Source organism: Lutibacter sp. Hel_I_33_5, from assembly GCF_007827455.1.
GTDB lineage: Bacteria > Bacteroidota > Bacteroidia > Flavobacteriales > Flavobacteriaceae > Polaribacter.
This window is the reverse complement of sequence record NZ_VISM01000001.1, coordinates 1,760,193-1,776,930: the sequence shown is the minus strand read 5'-3', so window position 1 is coordinate 1,776,930 and position 16,738 is coordinate 1,760,193. Positions and strand designations below refer to the sequence as shown.

At 29.5% G+C, this 16,738-nt stretch carries 20 protein-coding genes; 6 read left to right on the top strand and 14 right to left on the bottom strand.

Features of this window, described 5'->3' with window-relative positions:
* Positions 1–18: 18 nt before the first annotated feature.
* Genes OD91_RS07880 through OD91_RS07865 form a run of 4 tightly spaced genes read right to left on the bottom strand, consistent with a single transcriptional unit; the run spans position 19 to position 3,001 of the window.
* Complete coding sequence (locus OD91_RS07880) at positions 19–1,359, bottom strand: outer membrane beta-barrel protein (protein ID WP_144895840.1); 1,341 nt, start codon at positions 1,357–1,359, stop codon at positions 19–21.
* Positions 1,346–1,903 (bottom strand): RNA polymerase sigma factor, encoded by a 558-nt coding sequence (locus OD91_RS07875; RefSeq protein WP_144895839.1) that lies wholly within the window; start codon positions 1,901–1,903, stop codon positions 1,346–1,348. The genes OD91_RS07880 and OD91_RS07875 overlap by 14 nt, the downstream gene beginning before the upstream one ends.
* 4 nt (positions 1,904–1,907) lie before the next feature.
* Positions 1,908–2,309, bottom strand: coding sequence for a hypothetical protein (locus OD91_RS07870; RefSeq protein WP_144895838.1), 402 nt, complete (start codon positions 2,307–2,309; stop codon positions 1,908–1,910).
* A 2-nt stretch (positions 2,310–2,311) separates the two neighbouring features.
* The gene (locus OD91_RS07865; protein WP_144895837.1) at positions 2,312–3,001 is read right to left on the bottom strand and encodes a hypothetical protein; all 690 of its coding nucleotides are present in this window, start codon (positions 2,999–3,001) and stop codon (positions 2,312–2,314) included.
* Positions 3,002–3,076: 75 nt separating this feature from the next.
* Between OD91_RS07865 and OD91_RS07860 the strand changes: the two genes are divergently transcribed.
* From OD91_RS07860 to OD91_RS07850, 3 genes are read left to right on the top strand one after another with little or no spacing between them, the layout of a single operon-like run.
* Complete coding sequence (locus tag OD91_RS07860; RefSeq protein ID WP_144895836.1) at positions 3,077–4,051, top strand: acyl transferase; 975 nt, start codon at positions 3,077–3,079, stop codon at positions 4,049–4,051.
* Between the two features lie 42 nt (positions 4,052–4,093).
* Positions 4,094–4,549 (top strand): YHS domain-containing (seleno)protein, encoded by a 456-nt coding sequence (locus tag OD91_RS07855; RefSeq protein WP_144895835.1) that lies wholly within the window; start codon positions 4,094–4,096, stop codon positions 4,547–4,549.
* Positions 4,549–4,989: a YHS domain-containing (seleno)protein gene (locus OD91_RS07850; protein WP_144895834.1), complete on the top strand. Its 441-nt coding sequence runs from the start codon at positions 4,549–4,551 to the stop codon at positions 4,987–4,989. Before OD91_RS07855 ends, OD91_RS07850 begins: the two co-directional genes overlap by 1 nt.
* A gap of 75 nt (positions 4,990–5,064) precedes the next feature.
* Here OD91_RS07850 and tyrS read toward each other — a convergent pair whose 3' ends face one another.
* Positions 5,065–6,360, bottom strand: coding sequence for a tyrosine--tRNA ligase (gene tyrS, locus OD91_RS07845; RefSeq protein WP_144895833.1), 1,296 nt, complete (start codon positions 6,358–6,360; stop codon positions 5,065–5,067).
* A gap of 62 nt (positions 6,361–6,422) precedes the next feature.
* Between tyrS and OD91_RS07840 the strand changes: the two genes are divergently transcribed.
* On the top strand, positions 6,423–7,418 hold the full coding sequence (locus tag OD91_RS07840; RefSeq protein ID WP_144895832.1) for an SDR family oxidoreductase: 996 nt from the start codon (positions 6,423–6,425) through the stop codon (positions 7,416–7,418).
* On the opposite strand, the gene OD91_RS07835 is transcribed toward OD91_RS07840, so the two are convergent.
* The 4 genes from OD91_RS07835 to OD91_RS07820 are packed head-to-tail and all read right to left on the bottom strand — an operon-like array spanning position 7,402 to position 10,396.
* A complete protein-coding gene (locus OD91_RS07835; RefSeq protein ID WP_144895831.1) occupies positions 7,402–7,863 on the bottom strand; it encodes a DUF4296 domain-containing protein in 462 nt (153 codons plus the stop codon). The genes OD91_RS07840 and OD91_RS07835 overlap by 17 nt on opposite strands.
* Positions 7,864–9,204, bottom strand: a complete 1,341-nt coding sequence (locus OD91_RS07830; protein ID WP_144895830.1) for a dihydroorotase — start codon at positions 9,202–9,204, stop codon at positions 7,864–7,866. It abuts the gene before it with no gap.
* An 8-nt stretch (positions 9,205–9,212) separates the two neighbouring features.
* Positions 9,213–9,674 carry a GNAT family N-acetyltransferase gene (locus tag OD91_RS07825; RefSeq protein ID WP_144895829.1) on the bottom strand — a complete coding sequence of 154 codons (462 nt, stop codon included), beginning with the start codon at positions 9,672–9,674 and terminating at the stop codon, positions 9,213–9,215.
* A complete protein-coding gene (locus OD91_RS07820) occupies positions 9,674–10,396 on the bottom strand; it encodes a polyprenol monophosphomannose synthase (RefSeq protein ID WP_144896944.1) in 723 nt (240 codons plus the stop codon). The genes OD91_RS07825 and OD91_RS07820 overlap by 1 nt, the downstream gene beginning before the upstream one ends.
* Positions 10,397–10,480: 84 nt before the next feature.
* Between OD91_RS07820 and OD91_RS13725 the strand changes: the two genes are divergently transcribed.
* Positions 10,481–11,110, top strand: a complete 630-nt coding sequence (locus OD91_RS13725; protein WP_144895828.1) for a DUF4271 domain-containing protein — start codon at positions 10,481–10,483, stop codon at positions 11,108–11,110.
* A gap of 14 nt (positions 11,111–11,124) precedes the next feature.
* Positions 11,125–11,871, top strand: coding sequence for a uroporphyrinogen-III synthase (locus tag OD91_RS07810; RefSeq protein WP_144895827.1), 747 nt, complete (start codon positions 11,125–11,127; stop codon positions 11,869–11,871).
* A 64-nt stretch (positions 11,872–11,935) separates the two neighbouring features.
* Here the strand turns inward: OD91_RS07810 and radA are convergent, their stop codons facing one another.
* The 5 genes from radA to panC form a co-directional block, all read right to left on the bottom strand.
* On the bottom strand, positions 11,936–13,294 hold the full coding sequence (gene radA, locus OD91_RS07805) for a DNA repair protein RadA (RefSeq protein WP_144895826.1): 1,359 nt from the start codon (positions 13,292–13,294) through the stop codon (positions 11,936–11,938).
* A 53-nt stretch (positions 13,295–13,347) separates the two neighbouring features.
* A complete protein-coding gene (locus OD91_RS07800; RefSeq protein ID WP_144895825.1) occupies positions 13,348–14,481 on the bottom strand; it encodes a peroxiredoxin in 1,134 nt (377 codons plus the stop codon).
* Between the two features lie 65 nt (positions 14,482–14,546).
* The gene (locus OD91_RS07795; RefSeq protein WP_144895824.1) at positions 14,547–15,491 is read right to left on the bottom strand and encodes a lysylphosphatidylglycerol synthase transmembrane domain-containing protein; all 945 of its coding nucleotides are present in this window, start codon (positions 15,489–15,491) and stop codon (positions 14,547–14,549) included.
* A gap of 2 nt (positions 15,492–15,493) precedes the next feature.
* Positions 15,494–15,844: an aspartate 1-decarboxylase gene (panD, locus tag OD91_RS07790; protein ID WP_144895823.1), complete on the bottom strand. Its 351-nt coding sequence runs from the start codon at positions 15,842–15,844 to the stop codon at positions 15,494–15,496.
* Positions 15,845–15,871: 27 nt separating this feature from the next.
* Complete coding sequence (gene panC / locus OD91_RS07785) at positions 15,872–16,720, bottom strand: pantoate--beta-alanine ligase (RefSeq protein ID WP_144895822.1); 849 nt, start codon at positions 16,718–16,720, stop codon at positions 15,872–15,874.
* Between the last annotated feature and the right edge of the window lie 18 nt (positions 16,721–16,738).

Below are 16,738 nucleotides of genomic sequence, written 5' to 3'. Positions count from 1 at the left end.
TGTTAAGTTTTTTTAGAATTAAAATTGAAATTTTATTCCAGAATAAACACCAACAAAGTATGGTTTAAAACCATTAGAATCCGTATTAAAGGTATTTAATTGCGCCTTAATCATTGGGTTTAAGTTTAAAGACCACTTTTTATCAATTTTATAATTGAATTCAACACCTAGGTTTCCACTAAAATTAAGATTATTAAGCTTACCAGATTTGCCAGCGTTAGATGAATTTTCTATATCTAAAATCAATTCATCTTTATTAAGAAATAACGAACTAAATCCTGCCACAATTTGAGTGTTTAATTTTTTACTAGCTGCCGTTAAATTATACTTTACTTCTACAGGAATTTCTATATACCCGTAATTTTGAGAAAGATTACCGTTTAAACTTAGAGAATTTAGAGATGCATTTGAGCTAATTGCATCTGATGAAGTTTCTGAAAGAGAATATGTATTTCCAGAATCAAACGAAACACTAGCTTTAGAAGAAGATGAAACGTCAATAATTAATCCCGAATTAGAATAACTCATTTCTTGAAGATGAATTCCAGACTGAATTGCCCATTTATCATTTAATTTATACTCAACTTGAATACCATACGAGTAACTATTTTCTCCTTCTGTATTTACTAAATCTTTATCTATTGGAGACGCTTTGGTAAGCGAATTAGAGTTTAAAACTGCAAAAACAGGTGCCACCAACCATTGGTTTTTAGTTGACTTTTTTTCTTCAATAATAGCAGCATTTTTTACTTCTGCAATAAAATCTTTTTTAGAGCTACTAATATTTACAGAATCTTTCGTTATAGTAACCTTATCATTTTGAGCAATAAGAATCTTTTCTGTAAAAAGCTGTTTATCAGTTTTTTCAAGAGTGTTATTTGGTAAGAAATTTTCTTTATTCATAGCAATTTTTTCTTTAACCAAATCAGCACTATTGTCTGAAAAATCAACTATTGTATTGTTGTTATTTGTAGCTGTAACTCTTTTTCTTTTTTTAGTATTTGTTTTCTTTTTTTGATGTGTTATTAATGTGTTTTCACTTTCTCTATTAAGATCTAAACTTTTGTCTATTTCATTTATTATCTGTCTATTAGTATCAGGTTTTATAGGTGTAACTAGTATATTTTTATTGTTTTTAATGGGATCATTTATTTCTTTATTATCCGAAAAAGGAAATAACAAAAGACCAAGAATTAAGATAGCTGCAGCTCCACCACTATACCACCACATTGGTAAAACACGTCTTTTTTTGTTCTTTAGATTCGCTTCAATGTTATTCCAAACTTTAGTACTTGGAGTGGCTTCCAAATCTTTTAGTTTTTCTTGAAATAACCGATTTATATTTTTATTTTCTAACATTAATTATACTTCTTGTTTCTTGTTTGGAGTTGTTTTCTAACTCCTTTTTTAAAATTTGTCGTGCTCTAGATAAATTAGATTTAGAAGTTCCGACAGTAATATTTAATAACTCAGCAACCTCTTGATGCGAATAATTATCTAACACATATAAATTAAAAACCAATCGATATCTATCTGGTAATTTTTGAATAAGGCTTAATAAATAATCTATATCAAAACTATTGTTATCTAAATCTATTTCTTCCTCTTCAATCTCATTAACATCTTTTATAATCTGTAAAGGCGCCTTCTTTCTATACTTTTGTAAGGCTGTATTTATTGTAATTCTTTTTAACCAGCCCTCAAAAGAACCTTTATTTTTATACTGACTTATTTTATTAAAAATAGTTAAAAAACTATCCTGCAAGGTGTCTTCCGCATCTTGATAATTCTTCGAATATTTTAAACAAACCACAAATAATTTATCTGCAAAAAGTTGATAAATTTGCGATTGGGCAGCTAACTTTTGCTGACAACATTCTTTTATGAGTTGTTCTAATTTGATTATACTAATTTACAGGAATTACTACATCATCAAAAATATTTTTATCATTAGCATCTTTCCCCTTCCAAAATCTAAATAAATAATCTTCTTTTTGAGTGGCTTTTACTGCAAATTTATGTTCTCTTTTAATTAATTCTTTTGTACATGGTTGATCTAAAAACACTACAGATGTAATTGCAACAACCCTTGCTGTATCTTGATATTCATAGTACAAATCATTAAACTGATAACAGCCACCAAACAAAGTGTACTTTACTGTTATGCTATCGATTTCTCCAAGTTTAAAACTAGCAGGAACATTATATTCATCTATTTTTAAAAACTCATATTTATAACTTAATTCATCATCTTCTGCGCAAGCATAAAAGATGAAAAGACCTATAAAAAGCGAAATAAATTTTTTCATAATTAAAATAATAACGTTGGATAATCATTTTCACATTTCACTCCCGTTGGTTGGGGTGTAATATCACAAGTTGAATTAATATCCCATTTTATATTATATTCTTTTTCACCCTCTGTATAAATAGCTACTTTATTTAGGAAATTCACCGTATCAATTTTTTTAGAATAAGCAATATAACCTTGTGGTCCACCGCAGGCTTTAGATCCATAAGCAGTAAATAACCATTCTAATGCATCTTTACAAGAAAGACTATTTGCTATATCTTGAATTTCTGCAAACAAATTCATTAAATTTTGATGCTCTTTTTCCTGTTCAGTTAAAGTTCTTGTTACAATAAGTTCTTTTTCTGTTACAGAAATAATATTCCATTGTAATGTTCCTTGATAAGTATCTGTATGTATTTCTATTTTATCTTTTTCTAATAGAGTCCAAGTTCCATCAATATCAAAAAAAGATAATGGAGGTGTACCACACCAGCCAGAGGTGCGCTCTAGAAAAACCCCTTCGGCTTTAATAGAAATACCATTTTCTTCGTTCGGTAATTGATCTACTCTTTTAAAAGTTATTTCGCCATTGTTATATTCTGAATGAGACCAATTGCCTAATAATAAATTGTCTGGATTTATAGTAGGCGAGTTGTTTTCACACGAAGCGAATACAAAAAGAGATAGAATTAAAATGATTTTTTTCAAAATATCATTCGTTTTTTAAGTAGATGAAAAATTGATAAAAAGGTTGCGTTTAATAATCTTATTTTTGCACATTATATGCAAGAAGCTATTTTTAACATACAATCTGAAGAAGATTTTACAGACGTTGCGTTAAATGTTTTTAAACATCAGTTTAAAAACAATAAAGTGTATCGTTCTTTTTGCGATTTAATAAATGTACATCCATCTGATGTTAAAAAGATAGAAGAAATTCCGTTTTTACCCATTCAGTTTTTTAAAAGTAGAGAAGTACTTTCATCCACTGATAAAATTCAAGAAGCATTTACTAGTTCTGGTACAACAGGAAGCGCAACAAGTAAACATTTTGTCACAGATATTTCTTTTTATAAAAAAAGCTACCTAAAAGGATTTAAACATTTTTATGGTGATATTGAAAACTATGTTGTACTTGCTTTGTTACCCAATTATTTAGAAAGAAAAGGTTCTTCCTTAGTTTTTATGGTTGATGATTTAATCAAAAAAACAAAAAACAAAAAAAGTGGTTTTTTTCTTAAAAATGAAGCAGAATTAGCCAAAAATCTACAAGAAATTGACAAAAACGGACAAAAAACACTATTAATTGGTGTTTCCTTTGCGTTGTTAGATTTGATAGAAAAGTATCAATTTAGCCTAAAAAATACCATTATTATGGAAACTGGCGGAATGAAAGGTAGAAGGAAAGAATTGGTACGTCAAGAGTTGCATTCAATATTAAAAAAAGGTTTTAATGTGGATAAAATTCATTCGGAATATGGAATGACAGAATTATTGAGTCAAGCATATTCTAAAGGAAATGGAGTATTTGAAACCCCGCTTTGGATGAAAGTTTTGACGCGTGACACCGAAGATGCTTTAACAATTTTAAAGACTGGAAAAACTGGCGGAATTAATGTCATTGATTTAGCAAACTATAATTCTTGTTCTTTTATCGCCACCCAAGACTTAGGAAAAGTTCATACGAATACTAATTTTGAAGTTATTGGACGTTTTGATAATTCTGATATTAGAGGTTGTAATTTAATGGCCCTGTAAGTTTCTTTTTTTTATTTCGACAACTACTAAAAACGTACAAAAATGAAAAAAGTTATTATTATTCTATTTTTAACTTTTACTTCCTCCATTTTTTCACAACAGATTGATTACAACACCAAGAAAGGGTATGTTGCAGAAGGCTATGACTTAGTTTCTTACTTTATAGAAAAAAGTCCGATTGAAGGAAAAAAGAAGCATCAAACTACTTTTGATGGCGCAAAATTTAAGTTTTCATCAGAAGAAAATTTAGAAACTTTTAAAAAAAATCCAAAGAAATATATTCCACAATATGGGGGTTATTGTGCGTACGCAGTAGCTGCTAAAAAAACCAAAATGTATATTGATGCAGAAGAATATGATATCCGAGACGGAAAACTATATTTATTTTATAGTTCTTGGATTTCTAGTAAGTTAACAGATTGGAAAGAGGGAGATACTAAAAATTTACAAGGTAAAGGAGATGTAAATTGGGAAGAAATAAAACTTAAAAAGAATTAATGAAGCAGATTTTAGCACTACTTTGTATCTTTTTTATCTCAAGTGTTTATGCGCAAAAAGAGTATAATACCAAAAAAGGATATGTTGTAAACGGTTATGATGTAGTATCATATTTTTATAATAAGGCGGAAAAAGGGAATAAAAAATTCACTGCAACATATGATGGTGCTATGTTCAAATTTTCATCTAAAGAACATCTAAATATGTTTAATGAAGCACCAGAAAATTTTATTCCACAGTATGGTGGTTATTGCGCTTACGCTATTGCGTTAAAAGGTGAAAAAGTAAGTATTAATCCAAAAACTTTTGAGATTCGAGAAAATAAACTATATTTATTTTACAATTCTTGGGGAACAAATACGTTATACCTATGGAATAATGAGAGTCCTAAAAAATTAACAAAACAAGCCGACAAAAATTGGAAAGAAATTTTCAACTAAATAGGTTAGTATTTATTTAGGGGGTAAATAGAAAGAGCTGAGAAATCAGCTCTTTCGCATTTATAAGATTTTTTTCTAGTTGTTAACTTTCAACAAGAAATAATTCTTTTTACCTCGCTGTAAAAGTACATATTTAGTTGCAATTAAATCTTTTGAAGTAATTACATAATCGTCTTTTACTTTTTCTTTATTTACTGAAATCGAGTTTTCTTTTAACGCTCTTCTAGCATCACCATTAGATTTTAAAAAACTAGTTTTTGCGGCTAATGCACCAATCATATCCAATCCATTATCAATATCTTCTTTAGCAACTTCTGCTTGTGGTACACCATCAAAAACATCTAAAAAAGTTTGTTCATCTAATGATTTTAAATCTTCAGAAGTAGATTTTCCAAATAAGATATTAGAAGCAGCTATTGCTTTTTCATATTCTTCTTTTCCATGAACTAAAACTGTAACTTCTTCTCCTAAACGTTTTTGTAAAACTCTAACATGTGGTGCTTCTTTATGCTCTTCAATCAAAGAATTTATTGTTTCCTGATCTAAAAAAGTAAAGATTTTTATATACTTTTCTGCATCTTCATCTGAAGTATTTAACCAATATTGATAAAATTTATAAGCTGAGGTTCTTTTTGCATCTAACCAAACATTTCCACCTTCAGATTTTCCGAATTTAGAACCATCAGATTTTGTAATTAAAGGACAGGTTATTGCATATCCTTTTCCGCCACCAATTCTTCTAATTAATTCGGTTCCGGTAGTAATATTTCCCCATTGATCCGAACCTCCCATTTGTATGGTAGTAGCGTTTTCTCTAAATAAATGTAAGAAATCATACCCTTGTACCATTTGGTAGGTAAACTCTGTAAAAGACATTCCTTCTTTAGATTCTGCGCTAATTCTGTTTTTTACAGAATCTTTTGCCATCATGTAATTTACGGTAATATGTTTTCCTACATCTCTAATAAATTCTAGGAACGAAATTTCTTTCATCCAATCGTAATTATTAACAAGTACGGCTGCATTTTCAGCATCACTTTCAAAATCTAAAAAGTGTCCTAATTGTGCTTTTACACATTCTTGATTATGACGTAGTGTTTTTTCATCTAACAAATTACGTTCTGAAGATTTTCCAGAAGGATCACCAATCATACCTGTTGCACCACCAACCAAAGCAATTGGTTTATGTCCACAACGTTGATAATGCGCCAATAACATAATAGGAACTAAATTACCGATATGTAGTGAATCTGCCGTTGGATCAAAACCAACATAAGCACTACGCATTTTTTCTAGTAAATGTTCTTCGGTTCCAGGCATATTATCATGCATCATTCCTCTCCACTGTAATTCTTCAATAAAATTCTTCATTGTAATCAATTTATCAGTTGGCAAAGATAAGTTTATCAACCAAAAAAAGCTAAATTCGTAGTATGATTTTAGTTACTGGCGGAACAGGTTTGGTGGGCTCACATTTATTGTATCATTTATGTTTAGAAAATGATATAATTAGAGCTATTTACAGGACTGAAAGCAAAAAAAATCATGTCAAAAAAATATTTTCATATTATACAGATAATGTAGAAAAATACTTTTCTAAAATAGAATGGATTCAAGCTGATATTACTGACGTTCCCGTTATGATTCCTGTATTTATTGGAGTTAAAAAAGTATATCATTGTGCAGCATTGGTTTCTTTTAATCCGAATGATTATAGAGAAATGCGGAAAGTAAATATTCATGGAACTGCAATTATTGTCAATCTTTCTATAGATGCAAAAATTGAAAAACTATGTTTTGTGAGTTCTATTGCTGCCGTTGGTGATGCAATTAAGAATCAAGTAATTACTGAAGAAAACGAATGGAATGATCAAACGCATCATAGTGGATATGCGATTACAAAATTTGGTGCAGAAATGGAAGTTTGGCGTGCCAGTCAAGAAGGAATTAAAGTAGTTATTGTAAATCCTGGAGTAATTTTAGGGAGTGGTTTTTGGAATGAAGGAACTGGAAAATTATTCACCCAAATTAACAACGGATTTAAGTATTATACTGAAGGAATTACAGGTTTTGTTGGCGTAAAAGATGTTGTGAAATCGATGATTTTATTACTAAATTCTGATATTAATAATGAACGTTTTATTTTAGTTGCTGAGAACAAATCGTTTAAAGAAGTTTTTGATGGGATTGCAACAGGTTTTGGGAAAAACCTACCAAAAGTTAAAATAAAACCTTGGCAAACTTCAATTTTTTGGAGATTAAGTTGGGTTGTATCAAAATTAACAGGAAAAGCGCCATTTTTAACAAAAGACTCAGCAAAATCTGCACATTCAATTGCTAGATATTCTTCAGAAAAAATCAGTAAACAATTAAATTTTGAATTCGAAAAAATAGATACTGTTATCCAGGCAACTACTCAGGATTTTTAAGCATCTTTTTTAAAGGTTTTAGTTCTTCTTTTTTACCTAATCGTTCTTTCTTCGCATTTAACGTTTTTATCATAAGCAGCGAATCTCTTTTAATAGAATCACTTATTTTTTCTAGAATTTTACTTGCTTCATGTCGCTTTTTTAAGTTTTTTATAATAGTATCATACATTTTTTCATATTCCTCTATGATGGTTGTATAATAATAATTGCTTGAGCGAAAACGTGTGCTATCAATGTTGTATTTTTCATAAACTAAAAACATATAATTAATGTCTTTTTGTAAATGAATATTTTTTGTCTGTTTTGAAGCAACAGCTAAATACATATCTGTTAATAAAGATACCATGGTATCTTTAGGAATTAAATCTTTTGGCTTTTCATAGATTGTATTGCTTGTACAAGAAAACAAAAAGAAAACAGCTGCTATGTATACTAAATTTTTCATTTATCTAGTAAAAGTTAAACGTTTTCCTTTTAATTCTTCCTTAAAAACGCCATTAGTATAGACTAAATTTCCATTAATAAATGTATGGGTTATTGTAGAAGAAAATGCTTCATTTTCAAAAGGAGACCATCCACATTTATATAAAATATTCTCTTTAGAAACGGTTTGTTTTTGGGTCGGATTTATTAAAACTAAATCTGCATAAAATCCTTCTTTAATAAATCCTCTCTTTTCTACTTGGAAGAGTTTGGCTGGATTATGACACGCTTTTTCAACCACTTTCTCTATCGAAATAACACCTTCTTTTACTTTTTCTAAAAGAGCAATTATTGCATGTTGTACTAATGGCCCGCCACTTGGCGCTTTTGTATAGACATTGTCTTTTTCTTCGATTGTATGAGGTGCATGATCTGTAGCAATAACATCAATTCTATCATCTAACAAAGCTTTCCATAAACCGTCTTTATCTTTTTGAGATTTTACGGCAGGATTCCATTTAATATGCGTTCCTTTTTTATCGTAATCTTTATCTGTAAACCACAAATGATGGATGCAAACTTCTGCTGTAATTTTCTTTTCTTCTAACGGAATATCATTTCTAAATAAATGTGTTTCTTTTTCTGTTGACAAGTGAAAAACATGTAGTCTTGCTCCAGTTTTTTTAGCTAATTCAATCGCTTTTGATGAAGATAAATAACATGCTTCTTCGCTTCTAATAATTGGATGAAATTTTACAGGGATATCATCTCCATATTTTGCTTTATATATTTCGGTATTTTTTCTAATGGTAGCTTCATCTTCACAATGCACGGAAATTAACATGTCTGTTGATGAAAATATTTTTTCTAAAACGTCTTCATTATCTACTAACATATTACCAGTAGAAGAACCTAAAAACAACTTAATTCCAGCTACTTTTTTAGGATCGGTTTTTAACAACTCTTCCAAATTATCATTAGTTCCACCAAACATAAAAGAATAGTTCGCGTAAGATGTTTTGGATGCAGTATCAAATTTTTCTTCAAGTAATTCTTGTGTAGTAGCTTGCGGAACTGTATTTGGCATTTCAATAAAAGACGTAATTCCACCAGCAACAGCCGCTTTACTTTCTGTGCCAATATTAGCTTTATGTGTTAAACCCGGTTCTCTAAAATGCACCTGATCGTCAATCATTCCAGGAATTAAATAATTTCCTTCTGCATTAATTACAGTTGTATTCTTTGAAGGAATAATATTTGTAGAAATTTCTTTTATTAATTCATCTTCAATAAGAACATCACCTTTTAAAATAACGTTTTCATTTACTATTTGTGCGTTTTGTATTAAAATACTTTTTGTCATTTGCTGTGTTATATTTCCATTCTCATATTTATCATACTTTTATTAAAACCAAAACGTTCGTATGATTTTATTGCAGCTGGATTGTTATGATAAACGTCTAACCTTAATTCGTTTAAATTATTTTCTTTGCTCCAATTTTTTAGAGCTTCAATGATTTTTCCACTAATTCTTTGACCTCTAGAATCAGGTTTTACATAAATAAATCCTACATATCCATGCAACGGATTTTTATGATACTGCTTAGAATTATCTATTCGTACATATCCAGAGCCCACTAATTTATTATTAGAAACCGCAACAACTAAATAAATGTTTTTATTAGTAATTAGATTCGGAATGTTATAATAAAACATATCACCTTTTTTTAAAAAAGGGTCTAAAGGTTTTTCTGCCTCTATAACGCCTTGTTCAAATTCTAACAAGGTTTTAAGATCTTCAATTTTTGCTTTTCTTATAGATACTTCAGTCATTATTTAGGCAATCCTTTCAAACGCATTTTTATCACACCAAATAATGCTTCGTAAACAATATTACCGCTCATTTTTGATTCGCCTAAAGTTCTATCTGTAAAAACAACGGAGACTTCATCTACCTTAAATTTACGCTTCCAAGCTTTAAATTTCATTTCTATTTGAAAAGCATATCCAACAAATTCAATTTTATCTAAATTCATTGTTTCTAAGACTTTTCTTTTCCAACAAACAAATCCTGCGGTTGTATCATGTAGTGGAATTCCGGTAATAAAACGCACATATTTGGAGGCAAAATAAGACAACAAAACTCTATGCATTGGCCAATTAACAACATTTACGCCTTTTGAATAACGTGAGCCAACACTTACATCATTTCCTTTTTTTGCACACGATTTATAAAGTCTTTTTAAATCTTTCGGATTATGAGAAAAATCGGCATCCATTTCAATAATATATCCGTATTCCTTTTTTAAAGCCCATTTAAACCCGTGAATATAAGCGGTACCTAAACCATTTTTTCCAGCTCTTTTTTCAATAAATAAGCGATTAGAAAATTCGTTTTCTATTAATGTGTCTACAATAGTTGCCGTACCGTCAGGAGAATTGTCGTCAACAACAAGAACATGAAATTCTTTTTTTTGATTGAAAACAGCTCTAATAATAGCTTCTATGTTTTCTTTTTCGTTATAAGTAGGAATGATGACTAGCGTGTCTGAGATCATAGTAATTAATGCTAAACAATAGCAAAGATACATTATTTTATTACTAATTTTGTGTTAATCTTAAATTAGCATTTCCTTAAAATGGACGGTTTAGAAAGGGTTTTTTTTTCGAATAATTTAGTAAGTAGTGTACTTGTCTTTTTACTTGTTTTAATAGGAGTATTAAAAGGGTTGAATTCAGTGAAACTTAATGGATATTCGTTTATTTTTTTTAATAAAGGATTTTTAGAATTAGAAGCAGAAGAAAATACATCTCCATTTAGTTTTTATAACGGAGTTTTATTTTTATTTACCACCATTACTTTTTCGTTACTTTTTAGTCTATTTTTTGATAAAAGTCAACTAAATTTCTCCTCTTTTTTAACTGTTTTTGTCGCAGTTACTAGTTACTTTTTAGTAAGATGGTTGTTAGAGTTTTTACTCAGTTTTTTATTTGAAATACAGCCGATTAGTCACTTTTTTCTGTTTACAAAAGCATCTTTTTTACATAGTTTTTCTTTTTTAACGTTTATATTTTTGATTATAAATAGTTATATTTTTAATGATATTACTATTGTAAAAGGGTTTTTGTTGATTTTTATATTGATCCGATATTTGTTTTTATTCATTTATAATAAAAAACTGATTCTTAGTAAGTTGTTTTATTTTATTTTGTACCTTTGCGCCTTCGAAATAGCACCGCTATTGGTTTTGTTTAAATCAATATTTTAAATAAAAAAAGAAAAATGAAAGTGAAAACAATTTTGGTTTCCCAACCAGCACCTAAATCGGAGACTTCTCCTTATTTTGATTTAGCAGATAAACAAAAAGTAAAAGTAGATTTTAGATCATTTATTCATGTAGAAGGAATTTCTGTAAAAGAGGTTAGATCGCAAAAGATTGATTTAACACAATTTACAGCAATAATTTTAACAAGTAGAAATGCAGTAGATCATTTTTTTAGAATTGCTGAAGAAATGCGTTTTAATGTGCCAGATGACATGAAATATTTCTGTCAGTCTGAAGCTGTAGCCTACTATTTACAAAAATATGTTGTCTATAGAAAACGTAAAATTTACGTAGGTACAAGAACGTTTCCAGAGCTTACTAAATTAATAAAAAAGCATAAAGACGAAAAATTCTTATTGCCTTCTTCTGATAAATTAAAAGCATTAATTCCAACAGAATTAGATAAATTGGGTGTTACTTGGACGAGAGCAAATTTATATAGAACGGTTGTAAGTGACTTGTCTGATTTAGAAGATGTTTTTTACGATGTTTTAGTGTTTTTTAGCCCATCAGGTATCGAAAGTTTATTCGAGAATTTCCCAGGCTTTAAACAAAATGAAACACGCATTGCAGTTTTTGGTAATTCTACTATTAAAGCAGTTGCAGATAGAGGTTTACGCGTAGATATTGCTGCTCCAACACCAGAAACTCCATCGATGACTATGGCGTTAGAAAAATACATTAAAACAGTAAATAAGAAGTAGTATATTCTGAATTTGTTTCAGAAACTTTTATAAATATAAAACCGAGCAGAAATGCTCGGTTTTTTTATGCAAACAACGTAGCAAAAGCTTCTTCTATTTTACCAACTAAGATTAATTTTATACTATGATTTTTAGAAGTGATTTTATTGTATTTAGATGCTACAAAACTTTTATAACCTAGTTTTTCTGCTTCTAAAATTCGTTGATCTATTTTAGAAACTGGTCTGATTTCTCCAGCTAAACCAACTTCTGCAGCAAAACATACATTAGGGTTAATTGCCAAATCTTGATTAGATGATAAAATTGCTGCAACTACTGCTAAATCAATAGCTGGGTCATCTACATTAATACCGCCAGTTATATTTAAAAACACATCTTTTGCACCTAATTTAAAACCAGCACGTTTTTCTAACACCGCCAATAACATGTTTAGTCTTTTTAAATTATACCCTGTAGTAGAACGTTGAGGTGTTCCGTAAACAGCGGTAGAAACTAAAGCTTGAATTTCTATCATTAAAGGTCTAATACCTTCTAAAGTTGATGCAATTGCGGTTCCGCTTAAATCATCATCTTTTTTAGAAATTAAAATTTCAGACGGATTCGAAATTTCACGTAATCCAGAAGAAAGCATTTCATAAATTCCTAGTTCAGATGTTGAACCGAATCTATTTTTCTGACTTCTTAAAATTCGATAGGTATGATTTCTATCGCCTTCAAATTGTAACACAACATCTACCATATGCTCTAATATTTTTGGTCCAGCAATATGTCCTTCTTTATTAATATGGCCAATTAATAAAACTGGTGTTGCTGTTTCTTTAGCAAATTTTATCAATTCTGCTGAAGTTTCTCTAATTTGAGAAATACTTCCAGGAGATGCTTCAATAGCATTTGTATGCAAGGTTTGTATAGAGTCGATTACCAAAACTTCTGGTTCTGTTTCTTCGATGTTTTTAAAGATTTGTTGTGTATTAGTTTCGGTTAATACTAAACAATTAGAGTTGTTAGATTCCAATCTTTCTGCTCGCATTTTTATTTGCGACTGACTTTCTTCTCCAGAAACATACAATACTTTCTGATTAATAGTTAATGCAACTTGTAATAATAATGTCGATTTTCCAATACCAGGCTCTCCTCCTAAAAGTGTTACTGAACCTTTTACTAATCCGCCACCCAAAACCGTATCTAATTCGTTATTATTGGTAATAACTCGTTCTTCTGGGTTTAGCTGAATATCAGCAATTTTTAATGGTTTAGAAACTTGTTTTGCAGTTGTAGACTGTTTCCAAACTCGTTTTTCTTCTTTCTTAATTACTTCTTCTACAATAGTATTCCATTCTTTACAAGCTCCACATTGTCCAACCCATTTTGCATGTTGAGTTCCGCAATTCTGACAGAAAAAAGTAGTTTTGGTTTTAGCCATTTAAAAGAGTTGTAAAGTTTGAAAGGAGTAAAGTTACAGGTTTCAAAATTATTTTAACGCTTAATCTTAGTTATAGAATTTAATATAGAGTCTATTTCTTTTGGCTTTGGATTTATAGCTAAAATTTCACCTTTAAAATCTACTAAAAATTGAGAACCTCCAGAATTTGAAATATTGTATTTGTCCCAAATATTAAACTCATGTTTTACCTCGTAGTTTAATTGCCATGGATACTTGTATTTGTTTTTTGTTTTTAGGAATTTTTCTTTAGAATCAACACCCATTACAGAAAACATATCAAATCCTTTTTTCTTAAATTCTTCATAATAAGGCACTAATTCCTTATCTTTTAAAATGCATGGTTCACACCAGTTCATCCATAAATCAATAAGAGTTAGCTTATTTTTTGATATAAGAGAAGAAATAGTTTCTACTTGGTCATCATTCTTTTTAGAATAAAAATCTGTATAATAACCACCAACATTCGCATTTTTAATTCCATTTAATATATTTATAGCAATTTCTGTATAAGGATGTTTTGGAAATCTAGTTTTGTAATTTTTAAAAGCTCTATCGATTTCCTTTATGTTAAATGTTTTATCTCTTTTATTGTCTAATAGTTTATCAATTAACATTGAAAAGCCTACAAGAGAGTTATCAGTTTTTAACTTACTAATTTGCCATTTTTTTAATTCATTATAAATACTATCTACTTTTGTTTGTAACGTTGAGCTTAATTCATTTTTCTCATATAGAGAATCAATTTTACTCCAAAATCTCTGAAGACCTTGCTTTCTTAAAAACTCCTTTTTTGTATTTAATTCTCCTCCAATAATAATATTATCTTGTTCATTTTGGTTGGGATATAGAGTTAATTTTATAATGTCTTTATCATTAAAGAAATAATTATTAAAAAAAAAGCCTTTATCAAATTCATCTTTAAAACCTATTGCATATTCTTCAATAAAATTTGATTTTAAATTGTAGGAAAAGTTTCCATTTACTATAGGTATTTTTATAGAATTTTGAAATAAGTCACCAGTTTTTTTTACCAATAATAAAGTGTCACTTTGAGGTCTAGCGATTACCACACCTTTTATTAAAGATGTTTTAACTTTATGGTTCTTTCTTTTATCACAAGAAAAAAATAGTAAGAATATACTAAGTGCCAAGACATAAGTTTTCATAAAAGCATTTTTTTGATTTTAGCTAAAATAACTTTTTTTAAAAAAATCAACAAATATATGTTTTACTACTTTGCCTTATTATAAATCGGTAATAATAAAAAAGCAAGTCCACCAAAAAGAATAATCATTGCTGTTTGTGCAGTCCACATTATCCATCCAAAAGCGTTTGCAGGTTCTTCAGCAATTCCAAACAATGCAAAAGCGCCAGCAACAGCAACAGGATATAAACCTATACCGCCATTGGTTGCAGCTATAGAGAATCCACCAGCAATAAAGCCAATTAAAATAGCGCCAATGGGTGCATTTAGTCCTTCAATAGCAGGAATTGTTGCCCAAAACATGGCTACATACATTGCCCAGATAAAAACGGTGTGAAAAATAAATGCCCACTTATGTTTCATCTTAAAAATGCTTGTGACGCCTTCTACTAAACCTGAAACAAATTTTTTAACTTTTAATAAAAACCCAGAAGTTGCTTTTTTTACAAAGGATGAAAAAATAAAAAAACCTATAACTAAAATTACTAGGCTTAAAAGGATTTTAGTTGGATCAAAGTTCTTTGTAAGAAGGTCATAAATAAAATCAAACTGAACAAATAATGTGATTCCGATAATAATTAACATCATTATTAAATCGGCAATTCGTTCTGCAACTATGGTTCCAAATCCTTTTTCAAAAGGGATGTTTTCATAGTTGGTCATTATCGCTGCTCTAGAAACTTCACCTGCTCTTGGAACTGCATAATTTACTAAATAGGCAATTAAAACTGCCATAGTGCTATTTGCAAATTTCGGCTTGTAACCCATTGGCTCTAGTAAAAATTTCCAACGATAGGCTCTAGATAAATGGCTTAAAACACCAAAAGAAAGTCCTAGTAATATCCACCAATAATTAGCGTTTTTAAAATATTCTAATAAAGTACTTAAAGATACTTTTGAGAGCGAATACCAAACTAAAAAACCACCCAATGCGAGCGGTAATATTATTTTTAAAGCTTTTTTAATGTCCAAAATTATGTAAGGGTGTTGTCTTTTTCATTTGGAAAAACCAAGGCTGGTTTAAAACCTTTGGCTTTTTCTAATTCCATAAAAGCATAGACAATTAAAATTAACACATCTCCAACTGCAACTCTTCTAGAAGCAGCTCCGTTTAATGTAATTTCACCGCTTCCACGAGGACCAGGAATTGCATAGGTTTCTAAACGCTCGCCATTATTATTATTAACAATTTGAACTCGTTCACCTTCGATAATGTTTGATGCATCCATTAAATCTTCATCAATGGTAATGCTTCCTATATAATTTAAATCTGCACCCGTAACTTTTACGCGGTGGATTTTAGATTTTACAACTTGTACTAACATGTTACAAAAATACGTTTTTTTTGATTACTAATTTTTTAATTGAATGTTATCTATCAATCTAATTTCGCCAGCAAAAACAGCAATAAAAGCACGGTGTTTTTCTTTGTTCTTTTTTGATGTAATTGTTTCTAGCGTTTTTTCATTGGCAATTGTAAAATACTCTAACTCTAGAATTGGATGTTTCTTAAATTGATTTTCTACCCATTCAGTCACTTTATCAGCATCTTTTATGCCAAATTTCTTTTTAGCTTTTTTTAGCGTTTTATGGATAAAAGGAGCTGCTTTTCTATACTCATTAGTAAGTCTTGTATTTCGAGAGCTCATAGCCAAACCATCTTCTTCTCTAAAAATCGGACACCCTTTTATCGTAACATTTAGTTGGTGTTTTTCAACCAATTTTTTAATGATTTGTAACTGTTGAAAATCTTTTTCGCCAAAATATGCTTTTGTAGGCATAACAATTTCTAATAATGCTTTTACAATAGTGCCAACACCATCAAAATGACCATCTCTAAATTTTCCTTCCATTTGATGTTCTAAACCATCGAAGTCAAATTTTTCTGAAACGATATTTTTATCATAAATTTCTTTTACAGATGGAATAAATACCGCATCACAATCTACACTTTCAAGTAGTTTTTTATCGTTTTCTAAAGTTATTGGATATTTGTCTAAATCTTCTTTATTATCAAACTGCGTAGGATTCACGAAAATACTGACAACAACAATGTCGTTTTTCTTTTTAGCTTTTTTTATCAATGATAAATGTCCTTGATGTAAAGCGCCCATCGTTGGTACAAATCCAACAGATTTACTTTGTTCTTTTATCTGAGAAATATATTCTTTTAAGAGCGACTTTTTAGTAAAAACTTGCATGTGAAAAACGTGTTAAAT

Excerpts from the sequence above, each read along its gene's own strand:
- radA (WP_144895826.1), bottom strand. The coding sequence starts at position 13,294 with ATGGCTAAAACCAAAACTACTTTTTTCTGTCAGAATTGCGGAACTCAA.
- OD91_RS07830 (WP_144895830.1), bottom strand. The coding sequence starts at position 9,204 with ATGACAAAAAGTATTTTAATACAAAACGCACAAATAGTAAATGAAAAC.
- tyrS (WP_144895833.1), bottom strand. The coding sequence starts at position 6,360 with ATGAAGAATTTTATTGAAGAATTACAGTGGAGAGGAATGATGCATGAT.
- OD91_RS07810 (WP_144895827.1), top strand. The coding sequence starts at position 11,125 with ATGAAAGTGAAAACAATTTTGGTTTCCCAACCAGCACCTAAATCGGAG.
- OD91_RS07855 (WP_144895835.1), top strand. The coding sequence starts at position 4,094 with ATGAAAAAAGTTATTATTATTCTATTTTTAACTTTTACTTCCTCCATT.
- OD91_RS07835 (WP_144895831.1), bottom strand. The coding sequence starts at position 7,863 with ATGAAAAATTTAGTATACATAGCAGCTGTTTTCTTTTTGTTTTCTTGT.
- panC (WP_144895822.1), bottom strand. The coding sequence starts at position 16,720 with ATGCAAGTTTTTACTAAAAAGTCGCTCTTAAAAGAATATATTTCTCAG.
- OD91_RS07870 (WP_144895838.1), bottom strand. The coding sequence starts at position 2,309 with ATGAAAAAATTTATTTCGCTTTTTATAGGTCTTTTCATCTTTTATGCT.
- OD91_RS07850 (WP_144895834.1), top strand. The coding sequence starts at position 4,549 with ATGAAGCAGATTTTAGCACTACTTTGTATCTTTTTTATCTCAAGTGTT.
- OD91_RS07880 (WP_144895840.1), bottom strand. The coding sequence starts at position 1,359 with ATGTTAGAAAATAAAAATATAAATCGGTTATTTCAAGAAAAACTAAAA.
- OD91_RS07860 (WP_144895836.1), top strand. The coding sequence starts at position 3,077 with ATGCAAGAAGCTATTTTTAACATACAATCTGAAGAAGATTTTACAGAC.
- OD91_RS07840 (WP_144895832.1), top strand. The coding sequence starts at position 6,423 with ATGATTTTAGTTACTGGCGGAACAGGTTTGGTGGGCTCACATTTATTG.
- OD91_RS13725 (WP_144895828.1), top strand. The coding sequence starts at position 10,481 with ATGGACGGTTTAGAAAGGGTTTTTTTTTCGAATAATTTAGTAAGTAGT.
- OD91_RS07825 (WP_144895829.1), bottom strand. The coding sequence starts at position 9,674 with ATGACTGAAGTATCTATAAGAAAAGCAAAAATTGAAGATCTTAAAACC.
- panD (WP_144895823.1), bottom strand. The coding sequence starts at position 15,844 with ATGTTAGTACAAGTTGTAAAATCTAAAATCCACCGCGTAAAAGTTACG.
- OD91_RS07800 (WP_144895825.1), bottom strand. The coding sequence starts at position 14,481 with ATGAAAACTTATGTCTTGGCACTTAGTATATTCTTACTATTTTTTTCT.